This window comes from Achromobacter sp. 1L-A-4-B-C2, from assembly GCF_057291955.1.
In genome coordinates this window covers 1,093,092-1,118,073 of record NZ_JBXAWP010000002.1, presented here as the reverse complement: position 1 = coordinate 1,118,073, position 24,982 = coordinate 1,093,092, and the positions used below count along the sequence as shown (strand labels likewise).

Annotated in this window: 31 protein-coding genes and 1 tRNA gene; 21 read left to right on the top strand and 11 right to left on the bottom strand. The window is 62.4% G+C overall.

The window, feature by feature from the left end; all coding sequences use genetic code 11:
- The first annotated feature begins 3 nt into the window (after positions 1–3).
- The 3 genes from AC0Z35_RS12540 (at position 4) to AC0Z35_RS12530 (ending at position 1,156) form a co-directional block, all read left to right on the top strand.
- Positions 4–345: an integration host factor subunit alpha gene (locus AC0Z35_RS12540; protein ID WP_006218744.1), complete on the top strand. Its 342-nt coding sequence runs from the start codon at positions 4–6 to the stop codon at positions 343–345.
- 58 nt (positions 346–403) lie between these two features.
- Positions 404–847 carry a MerR family transcriptional regulator gene (locus tag AC0Z35_RS12535; RefSeq protein ID WP_046807426.1) on the top strand — a complete coding sequence of 148 codons (444 nt, stop codon included), beginning with the start codon at positions 404–406 and terminating at the stop codon, positions 845–847.
- Positions 848–1,079: 232 nt separating this feature from the next.
- Positions 1,080–1,156 (top strand) — tRNA-Pro (locus tag AC0Z35_RS12530).
- Between the two features lie 120 nt (positions 1,157–1,276).
- Here AC0Z35_RS12530 and AC0Z35_RS12525 read toward each other — a convergent pair.
- Positions 1,277–1,681, bottom strand: a complete 405-nt coding sequence (locus AC0Z35_RS12525) for a hypothetical protein (RefSeq protein WP_485132074.1) — start codon at positions 1,679–1,681, stop codon at positions 1,277–1,279.
- Positions 1,682–1,879: 198 nt separating this feature from the next.
- Here AC0Z35_RS12525 and AC0Z35_RS12520 point away from each other — a divergent pair, with 198 nt between their 5' ends.
- Together AC0Z35_RS12520 and AC0Z35_RS12515 are read left to right on the top strand one after the other, a co-directional pair.
- Positions 1,880–2,626 carry a hypothetical protein gene (locus tag AC0Z35_RS12520; protein WP_485132073.1) on the top strand — a complete coding sequence of 249 codons (747 nt, stop codon included), beginning with the start codon at positions 1,880–1,882 and terminating at the stop codon, positions 2,624–2,626.
- A gap of 3 nt (positions 2,627–2,629) precedes the next feature.
- On the top strand, positions 2,630–3,442 hold the full coding sequence (locus AC0Z35_RS12515; protein WP_485132072.1) for an alpha/beta fold hydrolase: 813 nt from the start codon (positions 2,630–2,632) through the stop codon (positions 3,440–3,442).
- A 77-nt stretch (positions 3,443–3,519) separates the two neighbouring features.
- Here the strand turns inward: AC0Z35_RS12515 and AC0Z35_RS12510 are convergent, their stop codons facing one another.
- Positions 3,520–4,089: a hypothetical protein gene (locus tag AC0Z35_RS12510; protein ID WP_485132071.1), complete on the bottom strand. Its 570-nt coding sequence runs from the start codon at positions 4,087–4,089 to the stop codon at positions 3,520–3,522.
- 54 nt (positions 4,090–4,143) lie between these two features.
- Between AC0Z35_RS12510 and AC0Z35_RS12505 the strand changes: the two genes are divergently transcribed.
- Positions 4,144–5,058 carry a PhzF family phenazine biosynthesis isomerase gene (locus AC0Z35_RS12505; protein WP_314362511.1) on the top strand — a complete coding sequence of 305 codons (915 nt, stop codon included), beginning with the start codon at positions 4,144–4,146 and terminating at the stop codon, positions 5,056–5,058.
- Between the two features lie 303 nt (positions 5,059–5,361).
- Positions 5,362–5,796 (top strand): GNAT family acetyltransferase, encoded by a 435-nt coding sequence (locus AC0Z35_RS12500; protein WP_104145397.1) that lies wholly within the window; start codon positions 5,362–5,364, stop codon positions 5,794–5,796.
- Positions 5,797–5,833: 37 nt separating this feature from the next.
- Here AC0Z35_RS12500 and AC0Z35_RS12495 read toward each other — a convergent pair whose 3' ends face one another.
- Positions 5,834–6,787, bottom strand: a complete 954-nt coding sequence (locus tag AC0Z35_RS12495; protein WP_485132070.1) for a M14 family metallopeptidase — start codon at positions 6,785–6,787, stop codon at positions 5,834–5,836.
- A gap of 308 nt (positions 6,788–7,095) precedes the next feature.
- On the opposite strand from AC0Z35_RS12495, the gene AC0Z35_RS12490 reads away from it, so the two are divergent.
- On the top strand, positions 7,096–7,299 hold the full coding sequence (locus AC0Z35_RS12490) for a hypothetical protein (RefSeq protein ID WP_223264989.1): 204 nt from the start codon (positions 7,096–7,098) through the stop codon (positions 7,297–7,299).
- A 227-nt stretch (positions 7,300–7,526) separates the two neighbouring features.
- Positions 7,527–8,117: a BPSL1445 family SYLF domain-containing lipoprotein gene (locus AC0Z35_RS12485; protein ID WP_046807420.1), complete on the top strand. Its 591-nt coding sequence runs from the start codon at positions 7,527–7,529 to the stop codon at positions 8,115–8,117.
- A gap of 78 nt (positions 8,118–8,195) precedes the next feature.
- On the opposite strand, the gene AC0Z35_RS12480 is transcribed toward AC0Z35_RS12485, so the two are convergent.
- On the bottom strand, positions 8,196–8,429 hold the full coding sequence (locus tag AC0Z35_RS12480) for a hypothetical protein (RefSeq protein WP_046807419.1): 234 nt from the start codon (positions 8,427–8,429) through the stop codon (positions 8,196–8,198).
- Positions 8,430–8,544: 115 nt separating this feature from the next.
- Positions 8,545–9,015 (bottom strand): Lrp/AsnC family transcriptional regulator, encoded by a 471-nt coding sequence (locus AC0Z35_RS12475; RefSeq protein ID WP_006218755.1) that lies wholly within the window; start codon positions 9,013–9,015, stop codon positions 8,545–8,547.
- A 160-nt stretch (positions 9,016–9,175) separates the two neighbouring features.
- Here AC0Z35_RS12475 and AC0Z35_RS12470 point away from each other — a divergent pair, with 160 nt between their 5' ends.
- From AC0Z35_RS12470 to AC0Z35_RS12445, 6 genes are all read left to right on the top strand, one after another.
- Positions 9,176–10,087, top strand: coding sequence for a DMT family transporter (locus tag AC0Z35_RS12470; RefSeq protein ID WP_046807430.1), 912 nt, complete (start codon positions 9,176–9,178; stop codon positions 10,085–10,087).
- A 79-nt stretch (positions 10,088–10,166) separates the two neighbouring features.
- On the top strand, positions 10,167–10,913 hold the full coding sequence (locus AC0Z35_RS12465) for a sulfite exporter TauE/SafE family protein (protein ID WP_046807418.1): 747 nt from the start codon (positions 10,167–10,169) through the stop codon (positions 10,911–10,913).
- A 54-nt stretch (positions 10,914–10,967) separates the two neighbouring features.
- Complete coding sequence (locus AC0Z35_RS12460) at positions 10,968–11,192, top strand: hypothetical protein (protein WP_046807417.1); 225 nt, start codon at positions 10,968–10,970, stop codon at positions 11,190–11,192.
- A 338-nt stretch (positions 11,193–11,530) separates the two neighbouring features.
- Positions 11,531–11,743, top strand: a complete 213-nt coding sequence (locus AC0Z35_RS12455) for a hypothetical protein (RefSeq protein ID WP_008159938.1) — start codon at positions 11,531–11,533, stop codon at positions 11,741–11,743.
- A gap of 149 nt (positions 11,744–11,892) precedes the next feature.
- Positions 11,893–13,002, top strand: coding sequence for an AGE family epimerase/isomerase (locus AC0Z35_RS12450; protein ID WP_485132143.1), 1,110 nt, complete (start codon positions 11,893–11,895; stop codon positions 13,000–13,002).
- Between the two features lie 103 nt (positions 13,003–13,105).
- Positions 13,106–13,321, top strand: a complete 216-nt coding sequence (locus tag AC0Z35_RS12445) for a hypothetical protein (protein WP_025135384.1) — start codon at positions 13,106–13,108, stop codon at positions 13,319–13,321.
- 131 nt (positions 13,322–13,452) lie between these two features.
- On the opposite strand, the gene AC0Z35_RS12440 is transcribed toward AC0Z35_RS12445, so the two are convergent.
- Entirely contained in the window at positions 13,453–14,388 is a 936-nt protein-coding gene (locus tag AC0Z35_RS12440) for a LysR substrate-binding domain-containing protein (protein WP_485132069.1), read from the bottom strand.
- A 138-nt stretch (positions 14,389–14,526) separates the two neighbouring features.
- On the opposite strand from AC0Z35_RS12440, the gene AC0Z35_RS12435 reads away from it, so the two are divergent.
- The 3 genes from AC0Z35_RS12435 to AC0Z35_RS12425 all read left to right on the top strand — a co-directional run bounded on the left by AC0Z35_RS12435 (position 14,527) and on the right by AC0Z35_RS12425 (position 16,894).
- The gene (locus tag AC0Z35_RS12435) at positions 14,527–15,519 is read left to right on the top strand and encodes a Bug family tripartite tricarboxylate transporter substrate binding protein (protein ID WP_046807415.1); all 993 of its coding nucleotides are present in this window, start codon (positions 14,527–14,529) and stop codon (positions 15,517–15,519) included.
- Positions 15,520–15,521: 2 nt separating this feature from the next.
- Entirely contained in the window at positions 15,522–16,400 is an 879-nt protein-coding gene (locus AC0Z35_RS12430) for an N-formylglutamate amidohydrolase (RefSeq protein WP_046807414.1), read from the top strand.
- 179 nt (positions 16,401–16,579) lie between these two features.
- Entirely contained in the window at positions 16,580–16,894 is a 315-nt protein-coding gene (locus tag AC0Z35_RS12425; protein ID WP_485132068.1) for a hypothetical protein, read from the top strand.
- Positions 16,895–16,994: 100 nt separating this feature from the next.
- On the opposite strand, the gene AC0Z35_RS12420 is transcribed toward AC0Z35_RS12425, so the two are convergent.
- A complete protein-coding gene (locus AC0Z35_RS12420) occupies positions 16,995–17,837 on the bottom strand; it encodes a LysR substrate-binding domain-containing protein (RefSeq protein ID WP_046807412.1) in 843 nt (280 codons plus the stop codon).
- Positions 17,838–17,948: 111 nt separating this feature from the next.
- On the opposite strand from AC0Z35_RS12420, the gene AC0Z35_RS12415 reads away from it, so the two are divergent.
- Entirely contained in the window at positions 17,949–18,932 is a 984-nt protein-coding gene (locus tag AC0Z35_RS12415; RefSeq protein ID WP_046807411.1) for a bile acid:sodium symporter family protein, read from the top strand.
- A gap of 51 nt (positions 18,933–18,983) precedes the next feature.
- On the opposite strand, the gene AC0Z35_RS12410 is transcribed toward AC0Z35_RS12415, so the two are convergent.
- Both AC0Z35_RS12410 and AC0Z35_RS12405 read right to left on the bottom strand, forming a co-directional pair.
- Positions 18,984–19,367 (bottom strand): Rieske (2Fe-2S) protein, encoded by a 384-nt coding sequence (locus AC0Z35_RS12410; RefSeq protein WP_046807410.1) that lies wholly within the window; start codon positions 19,365–19,367, stop codon positions 18,984–18,986.
- A gap of 52 nt (positions 19,368–19,419) precedes the next feature.
- Positions 19,420–21,285 carry an ABCB family ABC transporter ATP-binding protein/permease gene (locus AC0Z35_RS12405; protein ID WP_319304409.1) on the bottom strand — a complete coding sequence of 622 codons (1,866 nt, stop codon included), beginning with the start codon at positions 21,283–21,285 and terminating at the stop codon, positions 19,420–19,422.
- A 261-nt stretch (positions 21,286–21,546) separates the two neighbouring features.
- Here AC0Z35_RS12405 and AC0Z35_RS12400 point away from each other — a divergent pair, with 261 nt between their 5' ends.
- Complete coding sequence (locus AC0Z35_RS12400; protein WP_319304407.1) at positions 21,547–22,374, top strand: aldo/keto reductase; 828 nt, start codon at positions 21,547–21,549, stop codon at positions 22,372–22,374.
- Positions 22,375–22,532: 158 nt separating this feature from the next.
- Here AC0Z35_RS12400 and AC0Z35_RS12395 read toward each other — a convergent pair whose 3' ends face one another.
- A complete protein-coding gene (locus AC0Z35_RS12395; RefSeq protein ID WP_046807407.1) occupies positions 22,533–22,736 on the bottom strand; it encodes a hypothetical protein in 204 nt (67 codons plus the stop codon).
- Positions 22,733–23,908 (bottom strand): PepSY-associated TM helix domain-containing protein, encoded by a 1,176-nt coding sequence (locus AC0Z35_RS12390; RefSeq protein ID WP_046807406.1) that lies wholly within the window; start codon positions 23,906–23,908, stop codon positions 22,733–22,735. The genes AC0Z35_RS12395 and AC0Z35_RS12390 overlap by 4 nt, the downstream gene beginning before the upstream one ends.
- 246 nt (positions 23,909–24,154) lie before the next feature.
- Between AC0Z35_RS12390 and AC0Z35_RS12385 the strand changes: the two genes are divergently transcribed.
- On the top strand, positions 24,155–24,868 hold the full coding sequence (locus AC0Z35_RS12385) for a metallophosphoesterase (protein WP_485132067.1): 714 nt from the start codon (positions 24,155–24,157) through the stop codon (positions 24,866–24,868).
- Positions 24,869–24,982 lie beyond the last annotated feature (114 nt).

Below are 24,982 nucleotides of genomic sequence, written 5' to 3'. Positions count from 1 at the left end.
ACCATGGGGAACAGTATGCTTGCTGCCGAGCCACGCACCCTGACCAAGGCTGAGCTTGCCGAACTGCTCTTCGAGCGGGTCGGCTTGAACAAGCGCGAGGCCAAGGACATCGTCGATACCTTCTTCGAAGAAATCCGTGACGCCTTGGCTCGCGGTGATTCCGTGAAGCTTTCGGGTTTCGGCAATTTCCAGGTGCGCGACAAGCCGCCACGACCTGGCCGCAATCCCAAAACCGGCGAGACCATTCCCATCGCCGCACGACGCGTGGTCACGTTCCACGCGAGTCAGAAACTCAAGAGCGTGGTAGAGCAGGCGACCCCTGCTGCACCCGACGCCGCGGAGTGATACGCTTTGTCGGTAATTGTTATCGGCACCCAGCTTACTCGCGGCATAAAATTCGCTTATGACACGTACTGAATCCACCGTTACCCTGCCGCCCATTCCCGCCAAGCGTTACTTCACCATTGGTGAAGTCAGCGAGCTGTGTGGCGTCAAGCCTCACGTCTTGCGGTACTGGGAACAGGAATTCACCCAGCTCAAGCCGGTCAAGCGGCGCGGCAATCGCCGCTACTATCAGCATCACGAAGTGCTGCTGATTCGCCGCATCCGTTCCTTGCTGTATGAACAAGGCTTTACGATCAGCGGTGCGCGCAATCGCCTGGGCGATGCGCGCGATATGCCGCACGATCAAGACGCCGCCGTTCGTTTGTCGGGCGCCGAAATGCAAGGCCTGCGCAACGAGCTTGCCAGCGTCTCGACGATGTTGGCAGACGCCTTGGGCCTGCCCGCTAACGTGACCAACGTGGCCGCCAGCGCAAGCAGCGGCACCGTCAGCACGGTGGCATAAGTCGGTTGGGCTCATCCGCGCCAACCCGCATTTGATAGAAAGCGTTATCCGCAACGCGCGTCGCTGATCCGCTTCGCGCGCGGCAACAAGCAGTGCATTGCGCTTCATGCGCCGTCTGATAGATAGCTAGTGCAGACGACGAACATGAAGCGCAAATTTTTTTGAGTATTCAGCACTTTTTTTGCACCAATGCGTGCAAACTTATTTTTGTTCTGCTATACTCTTTTTCTTTCGGGGCGTAGCGCAGCCTGGTAGCGCACTTGCATGGGGTGCAAGGGGTCGCGAGTTCGAATCCCGCCGTCCCGACCAGAAGTTCCAAGGCCGTTAGTGAGAAATCACTAACGGCCTTTCTCATTTCCGAATCAGGTTGGTTGCATCGATATCTGCACCTATCGCGCCGACATATACCCAGCACTCATCGCCCATTCACTATCCTCCGCCCGCGCTCTCCGCCGTTTTCCCCGCGCGCATTTTTCTGCTGAAAACAACGCTTAGCGAATGATCCGCGGTGCGCACGAACGTCACGTCGGCGGTGGGGCGTCCCACTGACATCCCAGCCATCATTGCCATCGCGGCAGTCCATACCAGTCCGATGATAGGTGTCGACGAGATTGCGCTGTGATGCAAGCTTGGAAAGGGGTTCGACGGTCTATCCACCACGCGGCTTTTCAGGCCGGCCTGAGCCACCAATGCGCCCGCGCGTAGCAGGGTGGCTTCCATGTCATGGACGTTTTCCATATAGAAGTTCTGCTTGTCGAAAAGCGCATTCGAAAGCAGCTGTGCAAACTGCGCTTCGCTGATTTGGTTCATGAAGTAGGTGCGGGCGAAGGGCATAGGGGCATCCCGTTTTTGATATCAGCCTTATGGCAGCTTAGCCGAACGGCATCATGGCCGAACAGCATGCTGGCAGGAAAAAATGCGCAGCAGCCCCCACATATTCTGTTCATCAATGTGCTGGTATAACTAGCGTCCCGACTTCGTTCGCAAAGGGTTCCCGTGGCTCGCAAACTCGCTGGTAGGCGTCTTATCGCGTTGACCTTCAATGCCATTGGTCAATACGGCAGGAACATGGTGGCTGCGGCGCCATGGTCTTTGTGCGTGTTTTTTCTATCGCTTCCTTTTGCGTTGCTGGCGTCCAAGTCTGTGGGCGCGATCCAATTTGTGTTCCTGCTGCTGGCGTTGATTAATTTGCTGGCATTGGCACGTATGACGTTCGCATGGATGGATGTCGTCGCCAGTAGGGGCGTCGTGATCGAACAGCCGAAGCGGCCGGCCAATGCCGAGGCAAAGCACTTGGCGCTGCTGGTTCTATTCGTCGTCGTGGCGGGCGCGGTGTTGCGTGCGTCCGCCGACATTCCGCTGTGGCTCTACTTCGCGCTGAATAGCGGTGGCGACGCAAAGTTCTTTGGCGCGTTGTTCAGCGTGCTTGGTCTGATCTGGGTGCCAACGATATACGCCGGCGCGGTATATGTGCCGAGCCTGCCGCGCGCCGCGTCATCAGGCGAATACGGATTCAAGGAGGTGCGCCAAACCATGGTCTTTCGGCGCTGGCCGTTGGCCATTGTGTTGTTTGGCCTTGTCGTGTCGGCGGGCGTCACGAAGACCTTGGTCGTCGACGTTGCGCGCCGCGTTACCTTGTCCGGCATCGCTTATGGCCTGCTCGGCATGCTGATCTGCACGGCCATGATGGTCATAGCGGCGGTGATGGCCGCGGTCGCCTATCGCGAATCCTCACGCGGCAGCGCGGAGAAGATCGGCGGCGTTGCCGTGGTGGTTTGATTGATGCGAAGCCAACATCACATAACGAGTGGCCGGGCGTCGCTTTTTGCCGAGACGGCGGGACGTGGCGACCCGGTGGTATTCCTGCACGCCGCCATCTGCGACAGCCGTATGTGGGAGGCGCAGATGGGTCAAGTCGCGAAAACGAATACCGCTATTGCCTATGATCGTCGCGGCCACGGGCGGACGCGTGCCGAAGTGGAAGATTATTCAGCGGTTGCCGATCTGGTGGCAGTGCTGGATACGTTGGCAGAAGGCAAGCCGGCAATTCTGGTGGGTTGTTCGCAAGGCGCCCGCGTTGCACTGGACGCGGCGCTGTTGCACCCGTCGCGAGTGCGCGGCTTGGTGTTGATTTCGCCGACCGTTGCCGGCGTGGCCGACCCGGTGCATTCGCCAGCGGTGCACGAACTGATGGAAGAATTGAAGCGGGCCGGCGCGGCGGGTGATCAGGAACGTATCAATGCCTTGAAGGCGCGCCTGTTCCTGGATGGCCCGTTCGAGCAGGAACGGCGGGTGTCGGGCGCCGCGCGCACGCTGTTTCTGGAAATGAACGGCGCCATATTAAGCGCGCCGTATCGCGGCTCAAGCATCGATAACGTGGCTGCGTACCAGCGCCTGGGCGAAATCGAAGTGCCGACGCTTGTATTGTGGGGCGCTTGCGACTTTCCACATATCCAGGCGCGTAGCAGACAAGTTGCCGCGTTGCTCCCTTATGGCATTGGCACGGAATTGCCCTGCACGGCGCATTTGCCCAGCCTGGATCGGCCTGCGGAATTGAACGCGCGCCTGGCCGCGTTTATCGCGAGCGCTACCTGATCGTCCGCCTGGCGCGTGCCGTGCACGCTCCGGCTTGAGAGATTGACGATGCACCGGCGCGCGGACGTTTAATCGGCTTAACGCTTCTTACCCGCGCCACGCGGCATGGGCGGTAGCGGGGAGCCGACGTGTGAGGCCAGCCAGTGTTCGATCTTGTCGTCGCGGCGGGCGGCCCAGTCTTTGCCAATTTCCAGGACAAGCATGTTGCGGGTGTCGCCAAGGTCCGGGGCGTCCTTTGGCAACATGACGCGCCAAATTTCCGAGGCGACCATATCGGTGGTCAACAGCACGCCGATGCCTTTGGCGTCGATCCATAGCGGCGCTGCGCGATCGTCGACAAACTTCTTCAGGTTTTCCAGCTGCTTTTGCGCGAGTGACGCGTTGTCTTTTGATGCCGCGATCAGGACCAGGTATTGCCGGTGGCCGACTGCGGGTTCTTCGGCGTCGCCAAAGGGGTTTTCCATGATGCATTCCTTGCAAAAGTAAACGCGTTCGGGTGCGCGATTGCGGCCCGGCGCGGTAGTGCGCGAACGCAATGGCGGCTTGGCGTGAGTGCCGCTGCGCGCGATTGCGATCCAGCACCACAGGGTACTCGACTCCGCCCCTGCTGTTATGGCGAAAATCTCCGTCTTCTGTGCCTGTTGCAACGTGGCTGACCGCGCGCATACTCGTCGACTTACCACTGCCAAAGAGAAGACCGCATGCGCTACCGCTATGTCACTGCCGATGTGTTTACCGGCCAAACCTATTGTGGCAACCCATTGGCTGTCGTGTTGGACGCGCAGGGGCTGGATGGCGCGCAGATGCAGCGCATTGCGCGAGAGTTCAATTATTCGGAAACCAGTTTCGTGCTGCCACCCAAGGACGCCGGTAATACGGCCTGGGTTCGGATATTCACGCCTGATCGCGAGGTGCCGTTCGCGGGGCACCCCAACGTAGGCACCGCCGTGGTGCTGGCGCGCGAGATGGTCGCGGCGGGGCGCCCGATGCCGGACGCGTTTGTCTTCGAAGAAGAAGCAGGCTTGGTGCGCATTACGTTGCGCGCGGGCGCCAAGGGTGTGGAAAGCGTCGAGCTTCTGGCGCCGCAACCGCTGTCACGCGCCAGCGAAGTGTCGGCTGCGGATCTGGCGCGTGCATTGAAATTGAACCCCGAGGACGTGGACACGTCCGAGCATGCGCCGCAAGTCGTGTCGGTGGGTTTGATTTTTCTGGTGGCGCAGCTGGCCAGCCGTGATGCCTTGCGCCGCGCATCGCCGGATTCGCAGGGCTACGCCGCGTTGCTGCCGCTGGATGGCGCAAAGTCCATTTACGTCTACACCACGGATACCGCAAGCGACACGATCGATGCTCCCACCGATATCCAGGCGCGCATGTTCACCGGCCGCATGACGGAAGACCCCGCCACCGGTAGCGCGACGGCCGCTGTCACGGCGCTGCGCGCGGCGTTGCGGGACCAGGGCAAACTGACGCTGCGCGTGGGGCAGGGCGTCGACATGGGGCGGCCAAGCCTGCTGCTGGCCCATGCCGAGCCGCGCACCGACGGCGTGTGGGCCGGGGTGGCGGGCCATGCCGTGGTGGTGATGGAAGGCACGTTGCCGGCGCCCGGCGCACAGTAAGCCGGTATTCAGAGTAAGCCGGTATTCACAGTAAGCCGGTATTGATCCCAGGTCAGGCGCTCGTGTAAGCTTGCCCGCATGAATCCCCATGATTTTCCTGCCGCATGCTTGGCAGACAACCGACGAGCCGCTCGACGTTTACGTTGAGTGGCTAGTCACGTACAGGCGCCGACCCTTCGGCGCTTTCCTTGAAGGCCACGATACCTCTCGTGGCCTTTTTGTTTTTGCGGTAAGTCCTTTGCCGCCCTGTAGCTTCCGAGGCGTATCGCCGGGCCTTCGTTTCCCTGATTGAAGGAACGAAGCATGACCTGTGATTCCCTGGCCATCCGGCCCTACCAACCCGCTGACGAAGCGGCGCTGATCCAGCTATGGCGCGACTGCGGCCTGACGCGTCCCTGGAACGATCCCGCCAAGGATATTGCCCGCAAGCTGACCGTGCAGCCGGAGTTGTTTCTGGTTGGTGAGATCCGCGGCGTGATCGTCGCCACGCTGATGGGTGGCTATGACGGGCACCGCGCCTGGATCAATTATCTGGCGGTGGCGCCCGCGCACCAGCGGCGGGGCTATGCCACCGAGCTGATGCGCGCTGTCGAAGCCAAGCTGCTTCAGATGGGCTGCCCGAAGATCAATCTGCTGATCCGGTCCGGCAACGTCGCCGTGCAGGGCTTCTACAAAAGCTTGGGCTTTGAGCTGGATGAAGTGATCAGCATGGGCAAGCGCCTGATCCCTGACAGGTAGGCCGCGTTGCCACCTGGCGCATCGTGCGCCAGGTGGCTTAGATGGCTTCGGTAAGGTAGACCGCTTCCCTGCCGACGATCGGCATGCGCGTGGGCATGAAGATCGTGCAGCGGTCGCAAGGCGATCGGATTTCCTCGTCGCCGTTCATCGCGATGAGTTCGCCCTTGTCGAAGGTTTCAAAGCCGATGACATGGCGAGTGAAATGGAAGTCTTCGGACTTGACCATGTGCACTTCCAGCAAACGGAAGCGTTGCGGAACGGGCGGCGGCGGGGCGTTCAGGGGCGCATCGATGAGGCCGGTGTGGGCCAAAAAGCGCATCGTCACGTCGGTGGCCAATTCGGCGGCCGAGCGTGCGAAATGCTGGCCGCATTCGACAACCAGGGCTCCCTGGCTGTCGGACAGCGGGTCCCCATGATGGCCGTAGCCCATGACGCCTGTGCCGGGAAATTTATGCTGCGGCATCACTAGGTGCACCGCGGGCGCGCCAACGGCGGCCGCCAGGGCGGTATTGCGGTCCATCTCGTTGTAGACCCAGAACGGTTGCACGGGGGCGCGGGTCGAGTGGATGTCCAGCACAAAATCGGCGGCGTCCAGCACCGGTCGCAGTTGGCGGGCGCGGCGCAGTTCGGGGCTGTCTTCTGTTCCGTCCAACATGGCCGCCGACCAGATGCGATTCAGGTTATGCACCAGCTGCCGGTTCTCGTACGGGTTCTCGATGTCGAAGGCTTCATACGCTTCGACATGGGCAAAGCTGACGGTCAACGTGCCGATCTTGGGGCGCACACCGGTGTCCAGCAGATGTGTGACGGCGACCATGCCACAGATTTCGTTGCCATGCGTGATGGCGTTGATCAGCACGTGAGGACCCGGGACGCCGGATTCAAAGCGATGCACGTACGGGATACCGGTGTTGCCTTCGCGGTATGCAGACAGGTCGCGGGGCAGGACTTCGAGGGGGGCTGTGTCGGGTTCAAAAGGTAATGTTTGCATGGAACGAAAGGCCTCTTGGTGAACGTTGCAATATACCCCCCGGGCCGCGCCGAGCAAATCGCCCGCTGTGATTGCATGAATGAAAAAAAGACCGCATCGGCTTCAAAAGACGAAATTTCGATGTCATGCGAGCGTGTGCAAGATGCTGGAGTACTAGGTGTACTAGTGCTTCGTGACCCGCTAAAAGCACTGCTTTTCAGTACCATTTTTTTTTGGCATATTGCGCGCGGAGTGTTTGATTTCAGGAGTGCGGAATGGGGGCGGGACCGCAACGCCATATCGATGGTTTTCAAGTGGGTTGTGAGATCGTGAGTCTGGATGCTGGCGTGATGGCTATCGAGGTCATCGTGAGCCGCCCAGGCAACGGAGGGGCGCAGCAGCAACGCTGGTCTTTGCCCCGCTTTGTCACGTTCGCGGATGCCGACGTGGCGCGGCGTCATGCGGAATTGGTGCTGTCTGGAATCGTGTCTGTGGATGCGTCCACCGGCGAACCGAGGTACGGCATTCTGTAGGCGCGCGGCAACGCCGGGCATGAGGTCCTGTCGGGGCAGCCTCTACTAAATGTTGCAGCAGCAAGGCAAGAGTTTCGGCCCGCGCAGGCCCATGGCTGTTGGATCCGGGCCATTGCGCACGAGATGAAGGCGGGTAGGTTTTGTTTCGTTTTACACAATCGTGTGCCTTGCTTCAGCGAGTTTGACCGGTACAGTGGTACTGGCTGACAACAATAAAGGAGAGTTCCATGCTTGACACTTTTCCTGTTCTGCGTCGTGTAGGTATTGCCGCGACGATCGGGGTAGCCGGTGTGCTGTTTGCCGGTTGCACCACGACCACCCCGAAGTCCTCGGCGACCTCAACTGAAAAGCGCGATTCCATGAATAGCGCGGCCAACGCCACATTGACCAAGCTGTACGAGGCTTCGCCGCAATCGAAGGAATTGGTGGCGCGCGCCAAGGGTGTGCTGGTGTTCCCCGACGTGTTGAGCGGCAGTTTCATCGTGGGCGCCGAGCATGGCAACGGCGTGTTGCGGGTGGGCGGCTCTAATGCCGGTTACTACAGCACCACGGCGGGCTCGATCGGCTTCCAGGCCGGCGCGCAGTCCAAGGCCATGGTGTTGTTGTTCATGACGGATGACGCCTTGAACAAGTTCCGCAACAGCAGTGGCTGGACCGTCGGCGCGGACGCCACGGTTGCCGTGGTGAACATCGGAGCCAACGGCCGCATCGATACCAATACGGCGCAGCAGCCGATCGTGGGTTTCGTGATGAACAACGGTGGCTTGATGGCGGGCGTTTCGCTGGCCGGCACCAAGATCTCGAAGCTTGACTGGTAAGCCTGACGGCTGAAAACCTTTCGCCAGGAAAAACGCCGCGGATTCAACTCCGCGGCGTTTTTTTTGGGGGGCTATGGGTTAGCCGAGCAACGTGTCGCCGTTATTGCGCACCGCGCTTTCGCGCTGGATTTCGGCTTCTTCAATAGCTGGATCCAGGCCGCGCCACCGCAGTATGCGGCCGCGTTCGGCCTCGGGTTCCCAACCCAGCATGCCGTATCGGGTGATTTCAGTTTCGCCTGTGTCGAATTCCACTTCGAAGTAACCCTGACGATCGGGTAGCGCGCTGCCGGGTGACCATTCTGTTTCGGGCATGGTTGCTCCTTTGCTAAGCGATGGGAGGGAAGCCGGCGCGCATGCCGCGCCGACGAATCATTGTGCGGGCGGCCGCCTGATCCCGCAAGTTTCGGAACGCGTCGCCTGGTATCCGTCAGGCAAGCGGAACGGCGGTGGTGTACAGCACCTGCTTGAGCGCGAAGCTTGAACGGATGCTGGCCACGCCGGGGATGCGCGTGATGTGCTCGACGATCAGTCGTTCAAGCGCGTCCACGTCGGGCACCAAGGCGCGAATCAGATAGTCGGCGTCGCCCGACATCAGATAGCACTCCATGATTTCCGGCAGCACGGCGATTTCGCGTTCGAACACGTCCAGCGCGGCTTTGCGCTGCTTGTCCAGCGAGATCTGGATGAAGACGTTGACCTTCAGGCCCAGCTTGCGCGCATTGAGCAGGGTGACGCGGCGGTCGATCAGCCCGTCGGTTTCCAGCCGCCGCACGCGCGCCAGGCAAGGCGAAGCGGACAGATTCACGCGGGCGGCAAGTTCGACGTTGGTCAGTCGCGCATCGCGTTGAAGTTCGTTCAGGATTCGGATGTCGGTCGCATCCAGGTTGATTTCCGGCATAAGTCACCTAGTTGTCGTTGCTTGGCAATTCGTTCGTGCTGGGCAAGCAGTGTATCGGAGCAAATTGAGGTGAAATATGCTGGGGTTAACCCTATAGACTATTTCTTTCTTCGGCAAATGGGCCGAAGTGCGGAATATTCAAGCGGTAGATCCTGTGGTGATAAGTCAGCAAAGCACGTTGCGCAAGTTTTTGCCGCTGGTGGGCGCGGTCATGGTCTGGGGTGGAAACTGGCCCGTCATGAAGATGGGGTTGGCACACATGAGCCCGTTGTGGCTTGCCGCCAGCCGGTTTGGATCCGCTGCGGTGGTCAGCGTGCTGGTGTTGGCGGCGCTGGGTCGACTGCGGTTTCCCACACGCCAGGAATGGCCGCTGGTGGCCGGCGTGGCGCTGTTGCAGATGGGCGCGTTTACCGCGCTGGCGTTGTGGGCCTTGCAGTACGTGGCGCCGGGACGAGCGTCCGTGGTCGCCTACGCGACGTCGATTTGGGTCATCCCCTTGTCGGCACTGATTCTGAAAGAACGCCTGAACGCCGGCCAATGGGTGGCGACGGCGCTCAGCTATGCGGGCATCGGTGTGATCGTGGCGCCGGCATTCAGCCCTTGGCAGGCGCATACCGTAGTGGGCCTGGTCATGCTGCTGGGCGCCTCGTTCGCGTGGGCGTGCAACATCATCCAGCTGCGCGGCAATCGTCACGTGCGCCTGGGCGCCGACATGATTCCCTGGCAAACCGCGCTTGCCACGATTCCGTTGGCGGCGTTGGCCTGGATGCGCGATGGCGCGCCCGGCTTTTTGACGGTGCCCGATGCGTGGCCGATCATCCTGTACACCGGTCCGCTTGCGACGGCACTGACGTTCATCGTGGTGTTGGGCATGACGCAAAAAATGCCGCCCGTGGCTACGTCCATTGCGATGCTGTGTGTGCCGGTGATCGGCCTTGTCGTGTCGTCCGTCGTCTTTCATGAACGCCTGTCGGCCGACCTGGCGCTGGGCCTGACGTTGATCGGCATCAGCGTCGCCGCCTCGGCGGTCGCCGCGCGCGTGAAGCGCCCGCTTGCACTGCGGCCTTCGTAGAACGCACTAGAATGTCGCGCCGGGAGGGGCCTGGCAACGCGTGGGGATGCGCGGCAGAAATGCGGCAAATGGGGCAGAAATGGATTCGCTATATGTGCTGGTCGTGTTGGGCGCGGTGGCTGCCGGCTTCGTTCAGGGATTGTCTGGGTTCGGCTTCGGGATGGTGGCAATGTCGTTCTGGGCGTGGACCATCGACCCACGCCTGGCTGCCGCGATGACGGTCTTCGGCGCACTGACCGGCCAGCTGCTCGCCGCATTCACCGTGCGCCGGGGCTTTTCCTGGTCGAACCTGTTGCCGTTTGTTCTAGGCGGATTGGTGGGCATCCCCATCGGGGTAAAGGTCTTGCCGCATCTTGACCCCTTGATATTCAAGACCTTCATCGGCGGCTTGCTGGCCGTCTGGTGTCCGATCATGTTGTTCGCCACGCGTTTGCCGCGTATTACGGCAGGCGGCAAGGTGGCGGATGGAGTCGTGGGGGCGATGGGCGGCATCATGGGCGGCATCGGCGGCTTCACGGGCGTCATCCCGACGTTGTGGTGCACCTTGCGCGGCTTTGAGCGCGACGTGCAGCGCTCGGTAATTCAGAATTTCAACTTGTCGATGCTGGCGGTGACGATGGCAAGCTACATCGTCACCGGGGTGGTAACGACAGACATGCTGCCGCTGTTTGCCATCATCGTGCCGGCCATGCTGGTGCCGACATTACTGGGCGCGCGGGTGTATGTCGGCATCAGCGACGTGACGTTTCGGCGCGTGGTGCTGGGCCTCTTGACGTTGTCCGGCATTGCCTTGCTGGTGTCGTCGGTGCCCAAGCTTTTTGCATAGCCGGGCGGGCTTGACGAGCATGCTATCGTTAAAGCCATTGAAGAGAGAATCAGCATGGCATTGCATCGTTTTCAGAAAGGCGAACTGGGTCATTGGCTGCGCATCGTGGCTGACAACAGCGAACCCGGCGCCGCACAAGCACAAGTGCCTGTCGAAATTTCGCAGGCACTTCAAACTTTGCGCTGCATTCAGCCCGGCGAAGATGGCCGCTGGCTGATCACCGAAAAGGGCAAGCTCGCCCTTCGCATGGAAGAGCCCAGCGCCATCCACGTGCGCTGAACGCTGCCCGCCGGCATGCTCGCCGGCTTTCTTGCAGCACATATCGATCCCCCTTGTGCGTTTTGGCTTGCTGCGGTTTGAAGCAAGTTGCGCCCAATTGCCGCATAGTTTGCGAATGATTTCGCGTTATGTCGCACGGCAGGGGGTATTTATAGGGCAGTACGGGAATCTCCTGAGACGGAATGTGTGATTTGGCATCTTCCGGACGTATCGCGCTTGTTATCTCGCCAGTAAGATGAACTTGCGTGACGCTTTCAGGTCTATTCAATTACGCGGGATTTCGTCCCGCCACGTCACGCGTGGTTCACGCGTTTAGGTAACCGACTGGGAGGTAGCACATGCAGCATCGTGACCAGGAAGTACTGATCGACGTTTCCACAGCGGCCATGGATACCGGCGGATATGGCGTCTTGCTGACGGTAACGGCCGAGGGCGGCACCGAGGTGGATGCCGCGTTTTCCCACTTGGGCAACTGCGCTTCATTAGACGAAGCACGAGATCGCGCGGAAGTATTCGCGCAGAACTGGGTCGAGGAAAACATCTTCCGATAGGGCTTATCCGCCCTGGACGGAGCTGATCGGTGGTACCGGTCTGTGTGAGCATGAGGCTGCGGAAAATACTCCAAAATTTGCGACGAAATTTTCGGTTATCGTTGCTGCTCCAAAACCTGGGGCCCTTTTCGGGTATGGGTCGTTCCAAGATGATTGCCGCACAGACCACTCCTATTCTGACGGAGCATGTCCGCGCGTTACGCGCGCATTTCGACTCCGTCATCCTGCCGCTCTGGATGGGGCAGGGTTTCAACGGCGTATTGGGTCTGCCCTACGAATCGCTGGATGCCGCAACGGGCAAGCCGCTGCCGCCCAGCCGATATCGGGCCATGGCATGCGCGCGTCAACTCTATGTTTTCTCAGAAGCGTCTGGTGCTGCCGCGGGCCAGCATGCGGACCGCTTGTTTGCGTCCCTGTGCCGCGTGTTTCGCAATGAACATGGCGGCTGGCTGTACAGCGTGGACGCCGAGGCGCGCCCGTTGGACGACACCCAGGACTTATATACCCACGCCTTCGTGGTGCTGGCGTGTTCGGCGTATTTTCAGCGCAGCCGTAATGCGGATGCGCGCAAGCTCATGCTGGCGACGGCGTCGGCAATTGAGGCGCGCTTCAAGACAAATGATGGGCTCTACCATGCGGCGCTTAGCGCCGATTGGCTGACGCCGCTGCGCCCGCCCGCGCAAAATCCCATGATGCACCTTACGGAAGCGTATCTGGCGGCCGCGCAGGTTGCCGAGCCCGCGCTGTTTGCCCAGCATCTGCGCACGCTGGCGCAAGGTGTCAGCCAGTTCTTCGTGCACGGTCCCACGCAGTGCATTTCCGAAGCGTTGCAAGGCACGGCGGGCAACCGGCTTGAACCGGGTCACCAGTTTGAATGGCTGTCGCTGGTGCACGGCGCGGCGCAGGTGTTTGAAGGGCTGGAGCTGGTGGAAACCTTGCCGCGCGCGGTGCAATGGGCACGCGCGCACGGGGTGGACGTACAAGGCCCGGGCGTGCTGGCGTCCTTGGATGAGTCGGGGGCGGTGGTGGACGGTACGCGGCGGATTTGGGCGCAGACGGAATACCTGAGGGCGCTGGCGGTGCTGGGCGATTGGCCGGCGCTGGAGTCGGGGCTGGCCAGTTTTCGTGCCCATTTCGTCCATGACGGCGGTTGGTACGAATGCCTGAACGGGCGGGGCGAGGTCGTGCGTGCCGACATGCCGTCGACATCGCCGTACCATTTGGCCACTGCCCTGGCGGCGATGCCTAACGTTGTTTAAACGCCCTTGTTAACAATTATTGTCGTTCAATTGTTATAAATCGATAGAAAAACATTGGTGAAATCCCTTACAATTTGCTAACACTGTTTGTGGGGAAGCATCAATGAGCGTTATGTGTTTGGCTTGCCAACGCATTAACCCGGGCCTTGCCGGCGTCGCGCCGCATTCGCACCTGGGACATCAAGGTTTCACCAATCCCACGCAGAAAGGGCGCGAAGAGAGTCGCGAAGATCACTTCCGGTGCCTGAGCTGCGGGGCGAAATGGTTGCGTGAAACCGATAAGTGGGGCGTGGACCTGGGATTCAAGCTGGCACCTTGATCGTTTTATCGCCGCACTTAAAGTCGGGCCTCTGTGAAGAGGCCCGTTTTATTTGGTTTCAAGTATACCGCGCGCGGTGAAACCAGAAGTGTCGATGGAGACGTCCCGCACTTCACGGCCTTTCGCCGTTTTCACGACGCCGATCTGGCCGCGATAACGTCGGGGTCGGCTTGCGCCGTGTCCAGCAACCATTGCCGGAAGCATTCCAGCGCGTAATGGTCGCGGCGCTGCGCTGGCGCGCACAGGTGGTATCCCCGGCTCAGACGAATCGGCAGATCAGGGAAGGGCGCGGCCACCCGGCCGGATTGAAGTTCGTCGCGCACCAGGCAGCGTTGCAATACCGCGACCCCCATATCCGCCATGACCGCGCGGATCAAGATGGACACCTGATCAAACCCCTTGGACAGCGTAACGGCATGGCGTGGCACGCCGGCTGCGTTGAACCATTGCGCCCAGTTGTCCTGGCCGTTGGTGTGATAGAGCAGGGGTTCGCCCAGCAGGCCGTGCGGGGTGCTCCATAGCCCTTGCACCTGGCGGGCGGCCAAGCGGTCGGGGTGGCAAATAACGACCACTTCGCGGCCGATGACGTAATCGGCCTGGCACCCGGGCCATTGTTCCGGAGTGCCGGACAAGATGCTGGCGTCTGGCGTGGTGCTAGAGAAATCCTCATTGCGCCGATAGGCTGCGAAATTAAGCTGGATATCGGGATAGCGCCGATGAAAGTCCGGCAAGTGCGGCACCAGCCAGGCGCTGGCCAAGGTTGGCACCGTGGATAGCGTCAAGCGCAACCGGCGGTCATCCGCCCGCAGGTCGGCACTGAGCTTTTCGATGGCTTGTAGCGGCGTGTGCGCGCCGTCATACAACTTCTGGCCCATCTCGGTCAGGGTCAGACCATGCGCATTGCGATGCATCAGCGGCTGCCCGAAGTGGGCCTCCAGGCGGGCAATGGCACGGCTGATGGCCCCTTGGGTGACGCACAGCGTCTGGGCCGCCAGGGTGAAGCTTCCCAAGCGTGCCGCCGCGATAAAGGCGTGCAGCTCGGACATGGACGGCGAATGCAGCCGCATTTAGCATGACCTTTGGTAATGAAGGAGTGCAATATAGTCGTTTGAAAGGGGACCGTAAAGTTTGGACACTGGCGGCCTGTCTCTGTCTGACAACCAGTTCTGACCCTTACTTCAACGTTTCCCTTTCGGAGTCGATCCATGTCTCGCCGCCTGCTTGGCCGGTCCGCGCGCTTTGCGCTTGCCGGCATGTTCGCCACGCTGTCCTTTGCCGGCATTGCCCAAGCCGCCGACTACCCTTCGCGTCCCATCAAGCTGGTGGTGCCGTTCGCCGCGGGCGGTTCGACCGACATCGTTGCCCGCCTGGTCGCGGAATATGCCGGTCGCGACCTCAAGCAAACCATCGTGGTTGAAAACAAGGCGGGCGCAGGCGGCTCGATGGGCATGGAACAGGTGGCGCGATCCACGCCCGACGGCTACACGATCGGCATGGCGACGATGAGCACGCACGGCTCGAACCCGGCCGTGTATCGCAAGATGAATTACGACCCGATCAAGGACTTCGCGCCTGTGGCGAACGTGCTGGCGGTGCCCAGCATCCTTGCCATCAACCCGAATATCCCGGCCAAGAACATGGCGGAATTCGTGGCGCTGGCCAAGAAGGCGCCGGCTGACCGCTACAGCTTCGCCTCGCCCGGCGTGGGATCGCTGGGGCATGTGAACATCGAGAATTTCATGATGCTGTCCGGCATCAAGCTGCTGCACGTGCCTTACCGTGGGGCGGGTCCTGCGTTGAACGACGTGATGGGCGGGCAGGTCGACGCCATCACCGACAACCTGTCGTCCACGCTGCCGCAGGTGCAGGGCGGCAAGCTGCGTGCGTTGGCCGTGCTGGGCGCCGAGCGTTCGCCGCTGCTGCCGGACGTGCCGACCTATATCGAACTGGGTTATCCCGACATGGGCACGGGCGGCTGGTTCGGATTGGTGGCCCCGGCCGGTACGCCGACGGCCGTGGTCGACCGCCTGAACCAGGCGGTGCGCGCGGCGATGCAAGACCCCGAGTTCCGCAAGAAGGCCGAAGACGTGGGTGGTACGCTGATGCCCACGACGCCCCAAGAGTTCCAGGTCCAGATCGAACAGGCCCTGGCCCGCTACGCCAAGGTGGCCAAGGCCGCCAACATTCAGGCTGACTGACGATGACGCTTGCCGATTTCAACGTGGTTTCCGTGCATGAACCTCAGGGGCCGGCCTTGCCGCTGGTCTGTGATTCGCCGCATAGCGGTGAACGCTATCCCGACGATTTCGGGGCGGTGGCAACGCAAGCGCAATTGCGCCAGGGCGAAGACACGCACGTGGACGCGTTGTGGTCGGCGGCGCCCACGCTGGGTGCAACGTTGATTGCCGCGCACTTTCCGCGCGTGTACATCGACCCGAACCGCACCTTGCAGGACCTGGACCCCGACCTGTTGGCTGAACCGTGGCCGCAGCCGCTGTCGCCGGGCGAGAAGACCCGCTTGGGCAAGGGGCTGATCTGGCGCCGCATGGACAAGGCCACGCCCATCTACGATCGCAAGCTGAGCCTGGCCGAGGTGCGGCATCGCATCCAGGCTTACTACGAGCCCTATCACGCGGCGTTGTCGCAGGCCATCAGCAGCGCCGAACAACGCTTTGGCGCGGTGTGGCACCTGAACCTGCATTCCATGCCCAACGACGCGTACGAACGCCTGGGCCGGCAAAGCGAACATCCGCTGGCGGACTTCGTGCTGGGCGACCGGGACGGTACAACGTGCGAGCCGGAATTTATCGCGCTGATCGAAAAAGCGCTGCGCGACCTGGGCTATACCGTGGCGCGTAACGACCCCTACAAGGGCGTGCAACTGATTGCGCAGATCGGCCAGCCGGCGTTGAACCGGCACAGCTTGCAGGTCGAGATTCGGCGCCCTTTGTATATGGACGAAGCCACGCGCGAGCGCAACGCCGGGTTCGACTTGTTGCGCGGGCATTTGACGACCGTGCTTGCCCAGGTGGCCGATTACGTGCGTGTGCGCATGGACGCGGTTGCGGCGACCAAGTAGCGGTCGACAACATAACAGTCGACAAAATAGAGTCGTTTGTGTGGCTGTACCCCGGCAAAAAGCCGGCGTTGATGCAGATCAACGCCGGCTTTTTGCATGCCGCTTAAGTTTCCGTTTGCCGCGCCGTTGTCGCTAGGAACAAGCTGCGCCGACTGTGGCCGCGGCGCAAGGGAACCGTAATGCTAGAGAAGAAGATCAACGGATTTTCGGTGGTGGCGTACGCGACGCAACCCGAAGGGCGCACGCCGCCCCGGGCGTTCTTGGAGACGCGGCGCCTGGTGGCCAAGGTCAAGGAAGGCGAGGTCGGTGCACAGCAGGCGGCGGACCCGGATGGCGCCGAGCCGGCCGCCGCGCCGCCCGAAGGCCAGCCGTTCGAAATTTTTGTCAGCCGCCGCTTTCGCAGCGCCATCGAAGCGATGTCCGCCGCGCGCAATGCGCTGGACCGCGTGACCAGCGTGGACGAAGACGGCGTGCCGGATCCGCTGCCGGAATAAGCGTGAGGCCGGGCGGGCGTGTATTGACGGCCCGCCGCCGCCGCACCCGCACCCGCACCCGCACCCGCACCCGCACCCGCACCCGCACCTTGTGGCCAGGTCAGGTCAAGGTGCTGCGCATCAGGATGTCGGTCAGCGCCCGCGTGGGCTTGTTGGGGGCCGGAGCCGAGATGACGATGAATTCCACTTGCGGTAAAGCGGGCAACTGCGTCGCGCCACCGGGCGCGGCCAGCCCCGCCGTGGACAGGTGCGAAGGCTGCACGGTAATGCCCAGCCCCGCGCGCGCGGCCGCCTGGCAGCCCGCGTAGCTGGTGCTTGTGCAAACGATCTGCCAGCTGCGGCCGGCGCGCGCCAAGGCGTCCAGCGTCAGCGTGCGCGTCACGCTCGGCTCGCGCAGCAATATCAATGGCAGCGGCGCATCCGGCGCAAAGCGCAGGCCTTCCTTGGCGCGCCACAGTAGCGCTTCCTTGTGCAGCGTCTGGCCCCGGCGATCGCCGCGGCGCCGCTTGCCGATCATCACGTCCAGCTCGTTGTCGTCCAGCAGTTTGTAGAGCTCGCTGGTGACGCCGATGGTCAGGTCCAGTTCCACTTCGGGGTGCGCCAGCCGAAACGCGGCCAGCACATCCGGCAGCGGCCCCATCGCCAGATCGTCCGACGTGCCCAGCCGTACGCGACCGCGCAGGCGCGGCGCATCGAACAGCCGCGCGGCGCGTTCGTGCGCGTCCAGAATGATCTCGGCATGCACCAGCAAACTGCGCCCGTCGCTGGTCAGCGCCAGCGAATGCGTGTCGCGCAGGAACAGGCGCCGGTTCACGGACTGTTCCAGTTGTCGGATGTGTTCACTGACAGTGGGCTGGGTCAGACCCAGGCGGCGGGCGGCTTCGGTAAAGCTGGGGGCGCCGGCGGCCACCGTGAAGGTCTTGAGCCACAAGGGGTTAAGCATGGCAAGCCGATAGGGTCATAGAACTTTTCGATGACAGTCAAAGTAATCAATGGCCTTCACGATGGCAAGGGGCGCGCCTATAGTTTTCCGTAATTTCCTGGAAACCTAGCCATGCGCCGCTTTTTACCTGACCAATTCACGCTGATCCTGATCGCCACCGTGGCGTTTGCCAGCTTTTTCCCCGCCGTGGGCAAGGGCGCCACGTTCATGATGGTGGCCAGCAACGTGGCGATATCGTTGCTGTTCTTTCTGCACGGCGCGCGCCTTTCCACCGATGCCATCGTGGCCGGCGTGAAGGACGTGCGCCTGCATGCGTTGATCCTGGCCTGCACCTTCATTCTGTTTCCCGCGTTGGGGCTGGGCTTGCGGGCCCTGTTCCCCGGTCTGCTGACGCCTTCGCTGTGGCTGGGCGTGCTGTTCGTGTGCACGCTGTCTTCAACCGTGCAGTCGTCCATTGCCTTTACGTCGATGGCGCGGGGCAACGTGCCGGGCGCCATTTGCGCGGCGACCGCGTCCAACTTGCTGGGCACCGTGTTGACGCCGTTGCTGGTGGCGGTGTTGCTGCATCGGCAGGGCGGCGGACACGGGCTGGCCGACGCGGGCCGCATCCTGGCGCAGCTGCTGTTGCCGTTTGCGGTGGGCAGCCTGTTGCGGCCGTGGATCGGCGCCTGGGCGCAGCGCAACAGCCGCACGTTGTCCAAGGTGGATCGCAGTTCGATTTTGCTGGCCGTCTACACGGCCTTCAGTGAGGCGGTGGCGCAGGGCATCTGGCACGCGTTTCCGGCGATCGATCTGGCCACGATGGTGCTGGTGAATGCGTTGCTGCTGGGCTCGGTGCTGGTGATTACGACCTGGGGCAGCCGCAAGCTGGGCTTGTCCAAAGAGAACGAAATCACGCTGGTGTTCTGCGGGTCGAAGAAGTCGCTGGCGTCCGGCATTCCGCTGGCCACCGTGCTGTTCGGCACGTCGCAGATGGGCGTGGTGGTGCTGCCCTTGATGATCTTTCACCAGATGCAGCTGATGGTGTGCGCCGTGTTGGCGCGGCGCTATGCGGAACGGCAGCCGCCGGCGCAGGCAGCCGTGGCGGGGGCGTAGCGTCAGCGACGATGGTTACGGCAAGTCGGAAACGCCAACGTCGGCCGGCTTTCAGCCGCCGTCGCGCGGAACGATCTTGCCGGTGGGGTGCCAGTACACGGCGCCATCACGTTCCGACACCGTCAGCGCGGTCAGGCGCCCGTTCTTGCAAGGCCCGCCGACGCACAAGCCGGTGTCCGGCTGATAGGTCGCGCCGTGGCGCGCGCACATGATGAGGTCGCCCGCGCGGGTGAAGAAGCTGCCTTCCCAATCCAGTTCCACGCCCACGTGGGCGCAGCGGTTCAGATATCCATGCACGCGGTCCTGGTAGCGGACGAAAAAGGCAGTGGTCTGACCCGAGCCGTCGGACACCGGCACTTTGACGCCCAGGCCGCCGTTGGCCAGGTCGGATGCCGCGCAGACGCGGACTTCGGGGGCAAGCGAGGGTTCCTGCATGGCGGGCCTTTTTACGAAAGGGTGCGATGTTCGGTCAGGGCGATGGGGCTTGTCAATCCGCCGGGCTGTTGGCTGGGTTGTTCACCGGATTGCTGGCCGGGGCGTCGCTAACGTCGGCGTCTTCGTTGGACGCCGCACCGTCCTGCTGGCGCGCCCACATTCCGGCGTAGACGCCGCGTTGCGCCAGCAGCTGCGGATGGCGGCCGCGTTCGATGATGCGGCCTTCGGACAGCACGATGATCTCGTCGGCGTCGGCCACGGTCGACAGGCGGTGCGCGATGATCAGCGTGCTGCGGCCCTGGCTGACTTCGCGCAGGTTCGCCTGGATCTCGCGTTCGGTGTGGGTGTCCAGCGCGCTGGTGGCTTCGTCGAACAGGAAAATGGCGGGGTTCTTCAGGATGGTGCGGGCGATGGCTACGCGCTGCTTTTCGCCGCCAGATAGTTTCAGGCCGCGCTCGCCCACCATGGTCTGGTAGCCGTCCGGCATGGTCATGATCAGGTCGTGGATGTGCGCCAAGCGCGCGGCCGCCTGGATCTCGGCCTCGGTCGCGCCGGGCCGGCCGTAGCCGATGTTGTAGTGAATGGTGTCGTTGAACAGCACGGTGTCTTGCGGCACCACGCCGATCGCGGCGCGCAGGCTGGCCTGGGTGACGTTGCGCACGTCCTGGCCGTCGACCAGGATGGCGCCGCTGTCCGCGTCGTAGAAGCGGAACAGCAGGCGGGCGATGGTGGATTTGCCCGCGCCCGACGTGCCGACCACCGCAACGGTCTTGCCCGCCGCAATGGTGAAACTCACGCCCTTCAAGATGGGGCGGCGCGCGTCATAGCCAAAATACACGTCGCGAAATTCCACCTGGCCACCCGCCACGCGCAGCGGCAGGGCGTCGGGGCGGTCGGCCACTTCGCGGTCCTGCCCCAAGAGTTCGAACATGCGTTCCATGTCGATCATGGCCTGCTTGATTTCGCGGTAGATGAAGCCGAAGAAGCTCAGGGGCTGGTACAGCTGCAACAGGTAGGTGTTGACCAGGACAAAATCGCCCAGCGTGTAGCGGCCCTGGGCGATGCCGGTGGCGGCCATCCACATCACCAGCGTCAGGCCCACCGAAATGATGGCGGCCTGGCCCACGTTCAGAATCGACAAGCTGACCTGGCTGCGCACGGCGGCCCGCTCGTAGCGCGTCAGCGAGGCGTCGTAGCGGCGCGCCTCGTGCTCTTCGTTGCCAAAGTACTTGACCGTCTCGTAGTTCAGCAGGCTTTCGATGGCCTTGGTGTTGGCTTCTGAATCGGTTTCGTTCATCTGGCGCCGGAACTTGGCGCGCCATTCCGTGACGGCAAGGGTATAGGCCATGTACAGGATGACTGTCGCGCCGGTGGCCGCGGCCAGCCAGATGTCGAACATCTTCCACAGCACAATACACACCAGCCCGATTTCAAAGAACGTGGGCAGGATGTTGAACAGCAAAAACGACAGCAGCGTCTGGATGCCCTTCGTGCCGCGTTCAATGGCCCGCGTCAGCCCGCCGGTCTGGCGCGACAGGTGAAAACGCAGCGCCAACGCGTGCAAGTGGCGAAAGATCTGCAAGCCCACCGCGCGGATGGCGTGCTGGCCGACGCGGGCAAAGATGGCGTCGCGCAATTCCGAGAACAGCAGCGACAGCACGCGCGCGGTGCCATAGGCCAGGATCAGGCCCAGCGGTACCGTCACCGCGCCGGGCGCACCCTTGCCCAGTTCGTCGATGGCGTGCTTGTAGATCAGTGGCACATAAACGGTGGCCGCCTTGGCCGCGAACAGGCACAGCAATGCGGCCACGACGCGCACCTTGAGCCCGGTCTTGCCGGGCGGCCACAAGTACGGGAACAGGGTGCGCAAGGTAGAAAAACCGCCGCGATTCTTCGGGGGCGCGTCAGGGGAATTCATGGCTGGCCTTGGGGGGCGAAAGCGGGGGGTGGAGCGGTGTGAAGGGCATTATCCGGCACGGGCGCTATTATTTGGGTGATAACCCCTGGTATTTGCGGACCATTGCCTGGGGATGTCGGACCGGTATCGGAATGTGGGCGCAGCTCGGCAAGCCCGCTTTTTTATCTCTTCAATCCGGGGTTGGCCGGGCTGTGCCCCTGGATTGCGCGACCTGGCGCGTATTCGCCGTGCGAGCGTTGCGTTGCATGTTTCGGAGGGCTTATGGCGAAGGTACCCGCAGTGAAATTGAACGACGGCAGCAACATCCCGCAACTGGGGCTGGGCGTTTGGCAGGTGCCCGATGACCAGGCGGCCGCCAGCGTCAAGGAAGCCTTGGCGGCCGGCTACCGGTCGGTGGACACGGCGGCCATCTACGGCAACGAGGCAGGCGTGGGCGCGGGCTTGCGCGCATCGGGCGTGGCGCGCAAGGACCTGTTCATCACCACCAAGCTGTGGAACGACAAGCACGGCTATGACGACGCCCACAAGGCCATGGATGAAAGCCTGGAAAAGCTGGGCCTGGCCTATGTGGACCTGTACCTGATCCACTGGCCGGTGGCGGGCAGCACCCAGTTCCTGGATGCCTGGCGCGCGATGGTCGAAATGAAGGAAGACGGCCGCGCGCGTTCGATCGGGGTGTCCAACTTCACGCAGGCCAACCTGCAACAGTTGATCGAGACGTCTGGCGTCACGCCGGCGGTCAATCAGATCGAGCTGCATCCGGGCTTCGCCCAGCACGAGCTACGGGCCTTCCACGCCAAGCACGGCATCGCCACCGAATCCTGGAGCCCCTTGGCACAGGGCGGCGTGACGAAAGAAAAAGTCATCGTGGACCTGGCCGCCAAGCACGGCAAGTCTCCGGCGCAGGTCACGCTGCGCTGGCACGTGCAAAGCGGCCTTATCGTGATCCCGAAGTCGGTCACGCCCGCCCGCATCCGCGAGAACATCGACATTTTTGATTTTGAACTGTCGGCGGATGAGATGGCCGCGATTGACGGCATCAAGAACGGCGCGCGGCTGGGGCCGGACCCGGAACAATTCGGCCGATAGCCGGCTGGGGAAGGCGGGTTCAATGGCCGGGCTCAAGGTCTGGACTCAAGGGCCGGGACAACGCCCCGGGATCGGGTCCAGGACCGGCTCAGGACAGGGCGCGAGACTGGGGCGCGGGACTAGGGCGTCGGATGGGGCAGCGGGGCCCCATGAACCGCCTAGTGTTTCAGCGGGAATACCCAGTACCGGACGATGACCCCCAGCAGGATGGTCAACGTGATCCACGACGCCCAGTGCCAGGCGCCCGTGCCCAACAGCGCGGCCAACAGGCCAAAGACGCTGAGCACGCCCAGCAGGATGGGCGCGCCCCATACGAACATGAAGCCGCGACCTGTGCGGCCTTTGGTGTGGCGGGCGCTCATGCCGGATTCCTTTGCGGGGCGGCGGCGGCCTGGTGCTTTTTCACCAGCTCGTTGATGCGCGCCTCGGTGGCGCGGCGCCGCGCAATCCACAGGTACAGGCCGCTGACCAGCACCACGATGGTGATGAGGTCAAGCAAGGCCCAGATGATCTTCAGCGGCAGGCCCGCGTAATCGCCAAAGTGCAGCGGGCGCGACACTTCCAGCGCGGTCAGGTACCACGGCATTTTGGCCACGGTAGTCAGTTCGCCGGTTCTGCCGTCGACCAGCACGGGTGTGTTCAGCTTCGAGGTCAGCGGCGTGTCGCCACGCATCCAGGCGATGTAGTGGTGCGGGCTGCCGAAAGCGTTGCCCGGAAATGCGATGAATGACACCTCGTTGCCCGGCATGGCTTTCTTGGCCGTGTCGGCCGCCAGTTGCGCCGAGGCCAACTGCGTGGGCACGGTCTGGCCCTTGTAGGGTTCCAGAATGCGGACCAATTCAGTGGACTGCCACAGGCGGAACAATGGGGTCGACAGCTCGTTGATGACGCCCGTGAAGCCCACCACGAAGGCCCACACCAGGGTCACGATGCCCAGCAGGTTGTGCAGGTCCAGCCATTTCAGGCGCGTGGACCGGGCGGCTCGGACGGTGCCGAACTCCAGTTTTTTCATGAACGGGCCGTACAACACCACGCCTGACACGATAGCCACGCAGAACAGCAGCCCCATGAAGCCCAGGAACAACTCACCCGGCAAGCCGGCAAACAAATCCACATGCAGGGCCAGCATGATGCCCATGAACGAGAACTTGTCTTCCGTATACAGCGGGCCTTCCAGCAGCACGTCGCCGGTGCGGCCGTCCATGCGGACCGCATGCCCGGACGCCTGGCCATCACCTGGCTTCTTGGCCATGCCGACATACACCTGGGGCTCGTCGGGGTCGAAGAACAGGTAATCAACCACTTCGCCCGGATACATGGTCAGGGCGCTGGCGACCAGCTTGTCCAGATTGGCGGGCGGCGTGTTGGCCGGCACGTTGGACAGCGGCTTGGCGTCATCCAGCCAGTGCTCGATTTCATGGTGAAAAACCAGCGGCAAGCCCGTCAGGCAGATGATGAGCAGGAAGATGGTGCAAACCAGGCTGGTCCACTTGTGGATCCAGTACCAGGTTTTGATGGTGGACGCGGCTGTCATGGCGGCGGAAGGGGGCGGCGGCGCGCGCGGCCCCCTTTAAGCTGTTTGTGAGGAAGGCGGAACATTATCACGAATAATAGCGATTCTCGTAACGGAATATTTGACCCCCGGATGGTCAGGGGTGCAAGGCCGGCGTCAACTAAAGCGGGTTAAAAAGACAGGTCGGGAGATACCGGGCGCGAGCCGCCACGGTTTGTTTCAAGGGACGGGTCTTGCTCGCCCCGCAACCGGCAGTCGAGAAGCATCATGGAGCAGCGATTTTTAAAAGTCCCGCGTAACGAGCATGGCCGCGATTTCGCGGTAGGCGACGTGCACGGTCATTTTTCGCGTTTGCAGGAAAGCCTGGACCGGCTGGGTTTCGACCCGGCCCGCGACCGGCTCTTTTCCGTGGGCGATCTGGTTGATCGCGGACCTGAAAGCGAAGCCGCGCTGCAATGGCTGGCCCAGCCCTGGTTTTACGCGGTCCAGGGCAACCACGAAGACTATGCGATTCGTCATGTGCGCACCGGCAAGGTGGACGTGACCAATTGGCGCGGTTACGGCGGCGGCTGGTTCCTGGACCTGCCCGTCGACCAGCAGCAACTGTTTGCCGACGCGTTTGCCCAGCTTCCCATCGCTATCGAAGTCGAAACCCGCGAGGGCGCGGTGGGCCTGCTGCATGCGGATTGCCCGGTGCTGTTCTGGCCGCGCCTGGAGTTCGCGCTGCAAGATCGCTACAAGCGCACCAGCGCGACGTGCCAGTGGTCGCGCGACCGCTTGCGGCAGATGAACCGCACCGGCATCCAGGGCGTGCGGGCGGTGGTGGCCGGGCACACGCCCGTGGCCGCGCCGCTGGTTCTGGGCAACGTTTATCACATTGATACCGAAGGCTGGCGATCCGGCTACTTCACGTTCCTGGACCTGGAATCGCTGGCGGCCTGGCCGCGCGAGGTCGTGACCGAGCTGGCGGTAGAGGAATAGGCCGTCGGGCGCTGGGGACGAGGGAGGGGGCCGTTTAACGGTCACCGTGGAACGAGAAAGCAGGGAAACGACACGGGCGCCGCAAAGGGCGCCCGTGTCGTTTTTCAGCGTTGG

What these genes read in the sequence shown, in the direction of transcription:
- AC0Z35_RS12515 (WP_485132072.1), top strand. Translation starts at nt 2,630, where the DNA reads ATGCGAAGCCAACATCACATAACGAGTGGCCGGGCGTCGCTTTTTGCC.
- AC0Z35_RS12495 (WP_485132070.1), bottom strand. Translation starts at nt 6,787, where the DNA reads ATGCAAACATTACCTTTTGAACCCGACACAGCCCCCCTCGAAGTCCTG.
- AC0Z35_RS12425 (WP_485132068.1), top strand. Translation starts at nt 16,580, where the DNA reads ATGCTAGAGAAGAAGATCAACGGATTTTCGGTGGTGGCGTACGCGACG.
- AC0Z35_RS12440 (WP_485132069.1), bottom strand. Translation starts at nt 14,388, where the DNA reads ATGCGGCTGCATTCGCCGTCCATGTCCGAGCTGCACGCCTTTATCGCG.
- AC0Z35_RS12535 (WP_046807426.1), top strand. Translation starts at nt 404, where the DNA reads ATGACACGTACTGAATCCACCGTTACCCTGCCGCCCATTCCCGCCAAG.
- AC0Z35_RS12500 (WP_104145397.1), top strand. Translation starts at nt 5,362, where the DNA reads ATGACCTGTGATTCCCTGGCCATCCGGCCCTACCAACCCGCTGACGAA.
- AC0Z35_RS12480 (WP_046807419.1), bottom strand. Translation starts at nt 8,429, where the DNA reads ATGCCCGAAACAGAATGGTCACCCGGCAGCGCGCTACCCGATCGTCAG.
- AC0Z35_RS12385 (WP_485132067.1), top strand. Translation starts at nt 24,155, where the DNA reads ATGGAGCAGCGATTTTTAAAAGTCCCGCGTAACGAGCATGGCCGCGAT.
- AC0Z35_RS12435 (WP_046807415.1), top strand. Translation starts at nt 14,527, where the DNA reads ATGTCTCGCCGCCTGCTTGGCCGGTCCGCGCGCTTTGCGCTTGCCGGC.
- AC0Z35_RS12460 (WP_046807417.1), top strand. Translation starts at nt 10,968, where the DNA reads ATGGCATTGCATCGTTTTCAGAAAGGCGAACTGGGTCATTGGCTGCGC.
- AC0Z35_RS12525 (WP_485132074.1), bottom strand. Translation starts at nt 1,681, where the DNA reads ATGCCCTTCGCCCGCACCTACTTCATGAACCAAATCAGCGAAGCGCAG.
- AC0Z35_RS12540 (WP_006218744.1), top strand. Translation starts at nt 4, where the DNA reads ATGGGGAACAGTATGCTTGCTGCCGAGCCACGCACCCTGACCAAGGCT.
- AC0Z35_RS12465 (WP_046807418.1), top strand. Translation starts at nt 10,167, where the DNA reads ATGGATTCGCTATATGTGCTGGTCGTGTTGGGCGCGGTGGCTGCCGGC.
- AC0Z35_RS12450 (WP_485132143.1), top strand. Translation starts at nt 11,893, where the DNA reads ATGATTGCCGCACAGACCACTCCTATTCTGACGGAGCATGTCCGCGCG.
- AC0Z35_RS12395 (WP_046807407.1), bottom strand. Translation starts at nt 22,736, where the DNA reads ATGAGCGCCCGCCACACCAAAGGCCGCACAGGTCGCGGCTTCATGTTC.
- AC0Z35_RS12400 (WP_319304407.1), top strand. Translation starts at nt 21,547, where the DNA reads ATGGCGAAGGTACCCGCAGTGAAATTGAACGACGGCAGCAACATCCCG.
- AC0Z35_RS12415 (WP_046807411.1), top strand. Translation starts at nt 17,949, where the DNA reads ATGCGCCGCTTTTTACCTGACCAATTCACGCTGATCCTGATCGCCACC.
- AC0Z35_RS12445 (WP_025135384.1), top strand. Translation starts at nt 13,106, where the DNA reads ATGAGCGTTATGTGTTTGGCTTGCCAACGCATTAACCCGGGCCTTGCC.
- AC0Z35_RS12410 (WP_046807410.1), bottom strand. Translation starts at nt 19,367, where the DNA reads ATGCAGGAACCCTCGCTTGCCCCCGAAGTCCGCGTCTGCGCGGCATCC.
- AC0Z35_RS12455 (WP_008159938.1), top strand. Translation starts at nt 11,531, where the DNA reads ATGCAGCATCGTGACCAGGAAGTACTGATCGACGTTTCCACAGCGGCC.
- AC0Z35_RS12475 (WP_006218755.1), bottom strand. Translation starts at nt 9,015, where the DNA reads ATGCCGGAAATCAACCTGGATGCGACCGACATCCGAATCCTGAACGAA.
- AC0Z35_RS12505 (WP_314362511.1), top strand. Translation starts at nt 4,144, where the DNA reads ATGCGCTACCGCTATGTCACTGCCGATGTGTTTACCGGCCAAACCTAT.
- AC0Z35_RS12390 (WP_046807406.1), bottom strand. Translation starts at nt 23,908, where the DNA reads ATGACAGCCGCGTCCACCATCAAAACCTGGTACTGGATCCACAAGTGG.
- AC0Z35_RS12405 (WP_319304409.1), bottom strand. Translation starts at nt 21,285, where the DNA reads ATGAATTCCCCTGACGCGCCCCCGAAGAATCGCGGCGGTTTTTCTACC.
- AC0Z35_RS12485 (WP_046807420.1), top strand. Translation starts at nt 7,527, where the DNA reads ATGCTTGACACTTTTCCTGTTCTGCGTCGTGTAGGTATTGCCGCGACG.
- AC0Z35_RS12430 (WP_046807414.1), top strand. Translation starts at nt 15,522, where the DNA reads ATGACGCTTGCCGATTTCAACGTGGTTTCCGTGCATGAACCTCAGGGG.
- AC0Z35_RS12420 (WP_046807412.1), bottom strand. Translation starts at nt 17,837, where the DNA reads ATGCTTAACCCCTTGTGGCTCAAGACCTTCACGGTGGCCGCCGGCGCC.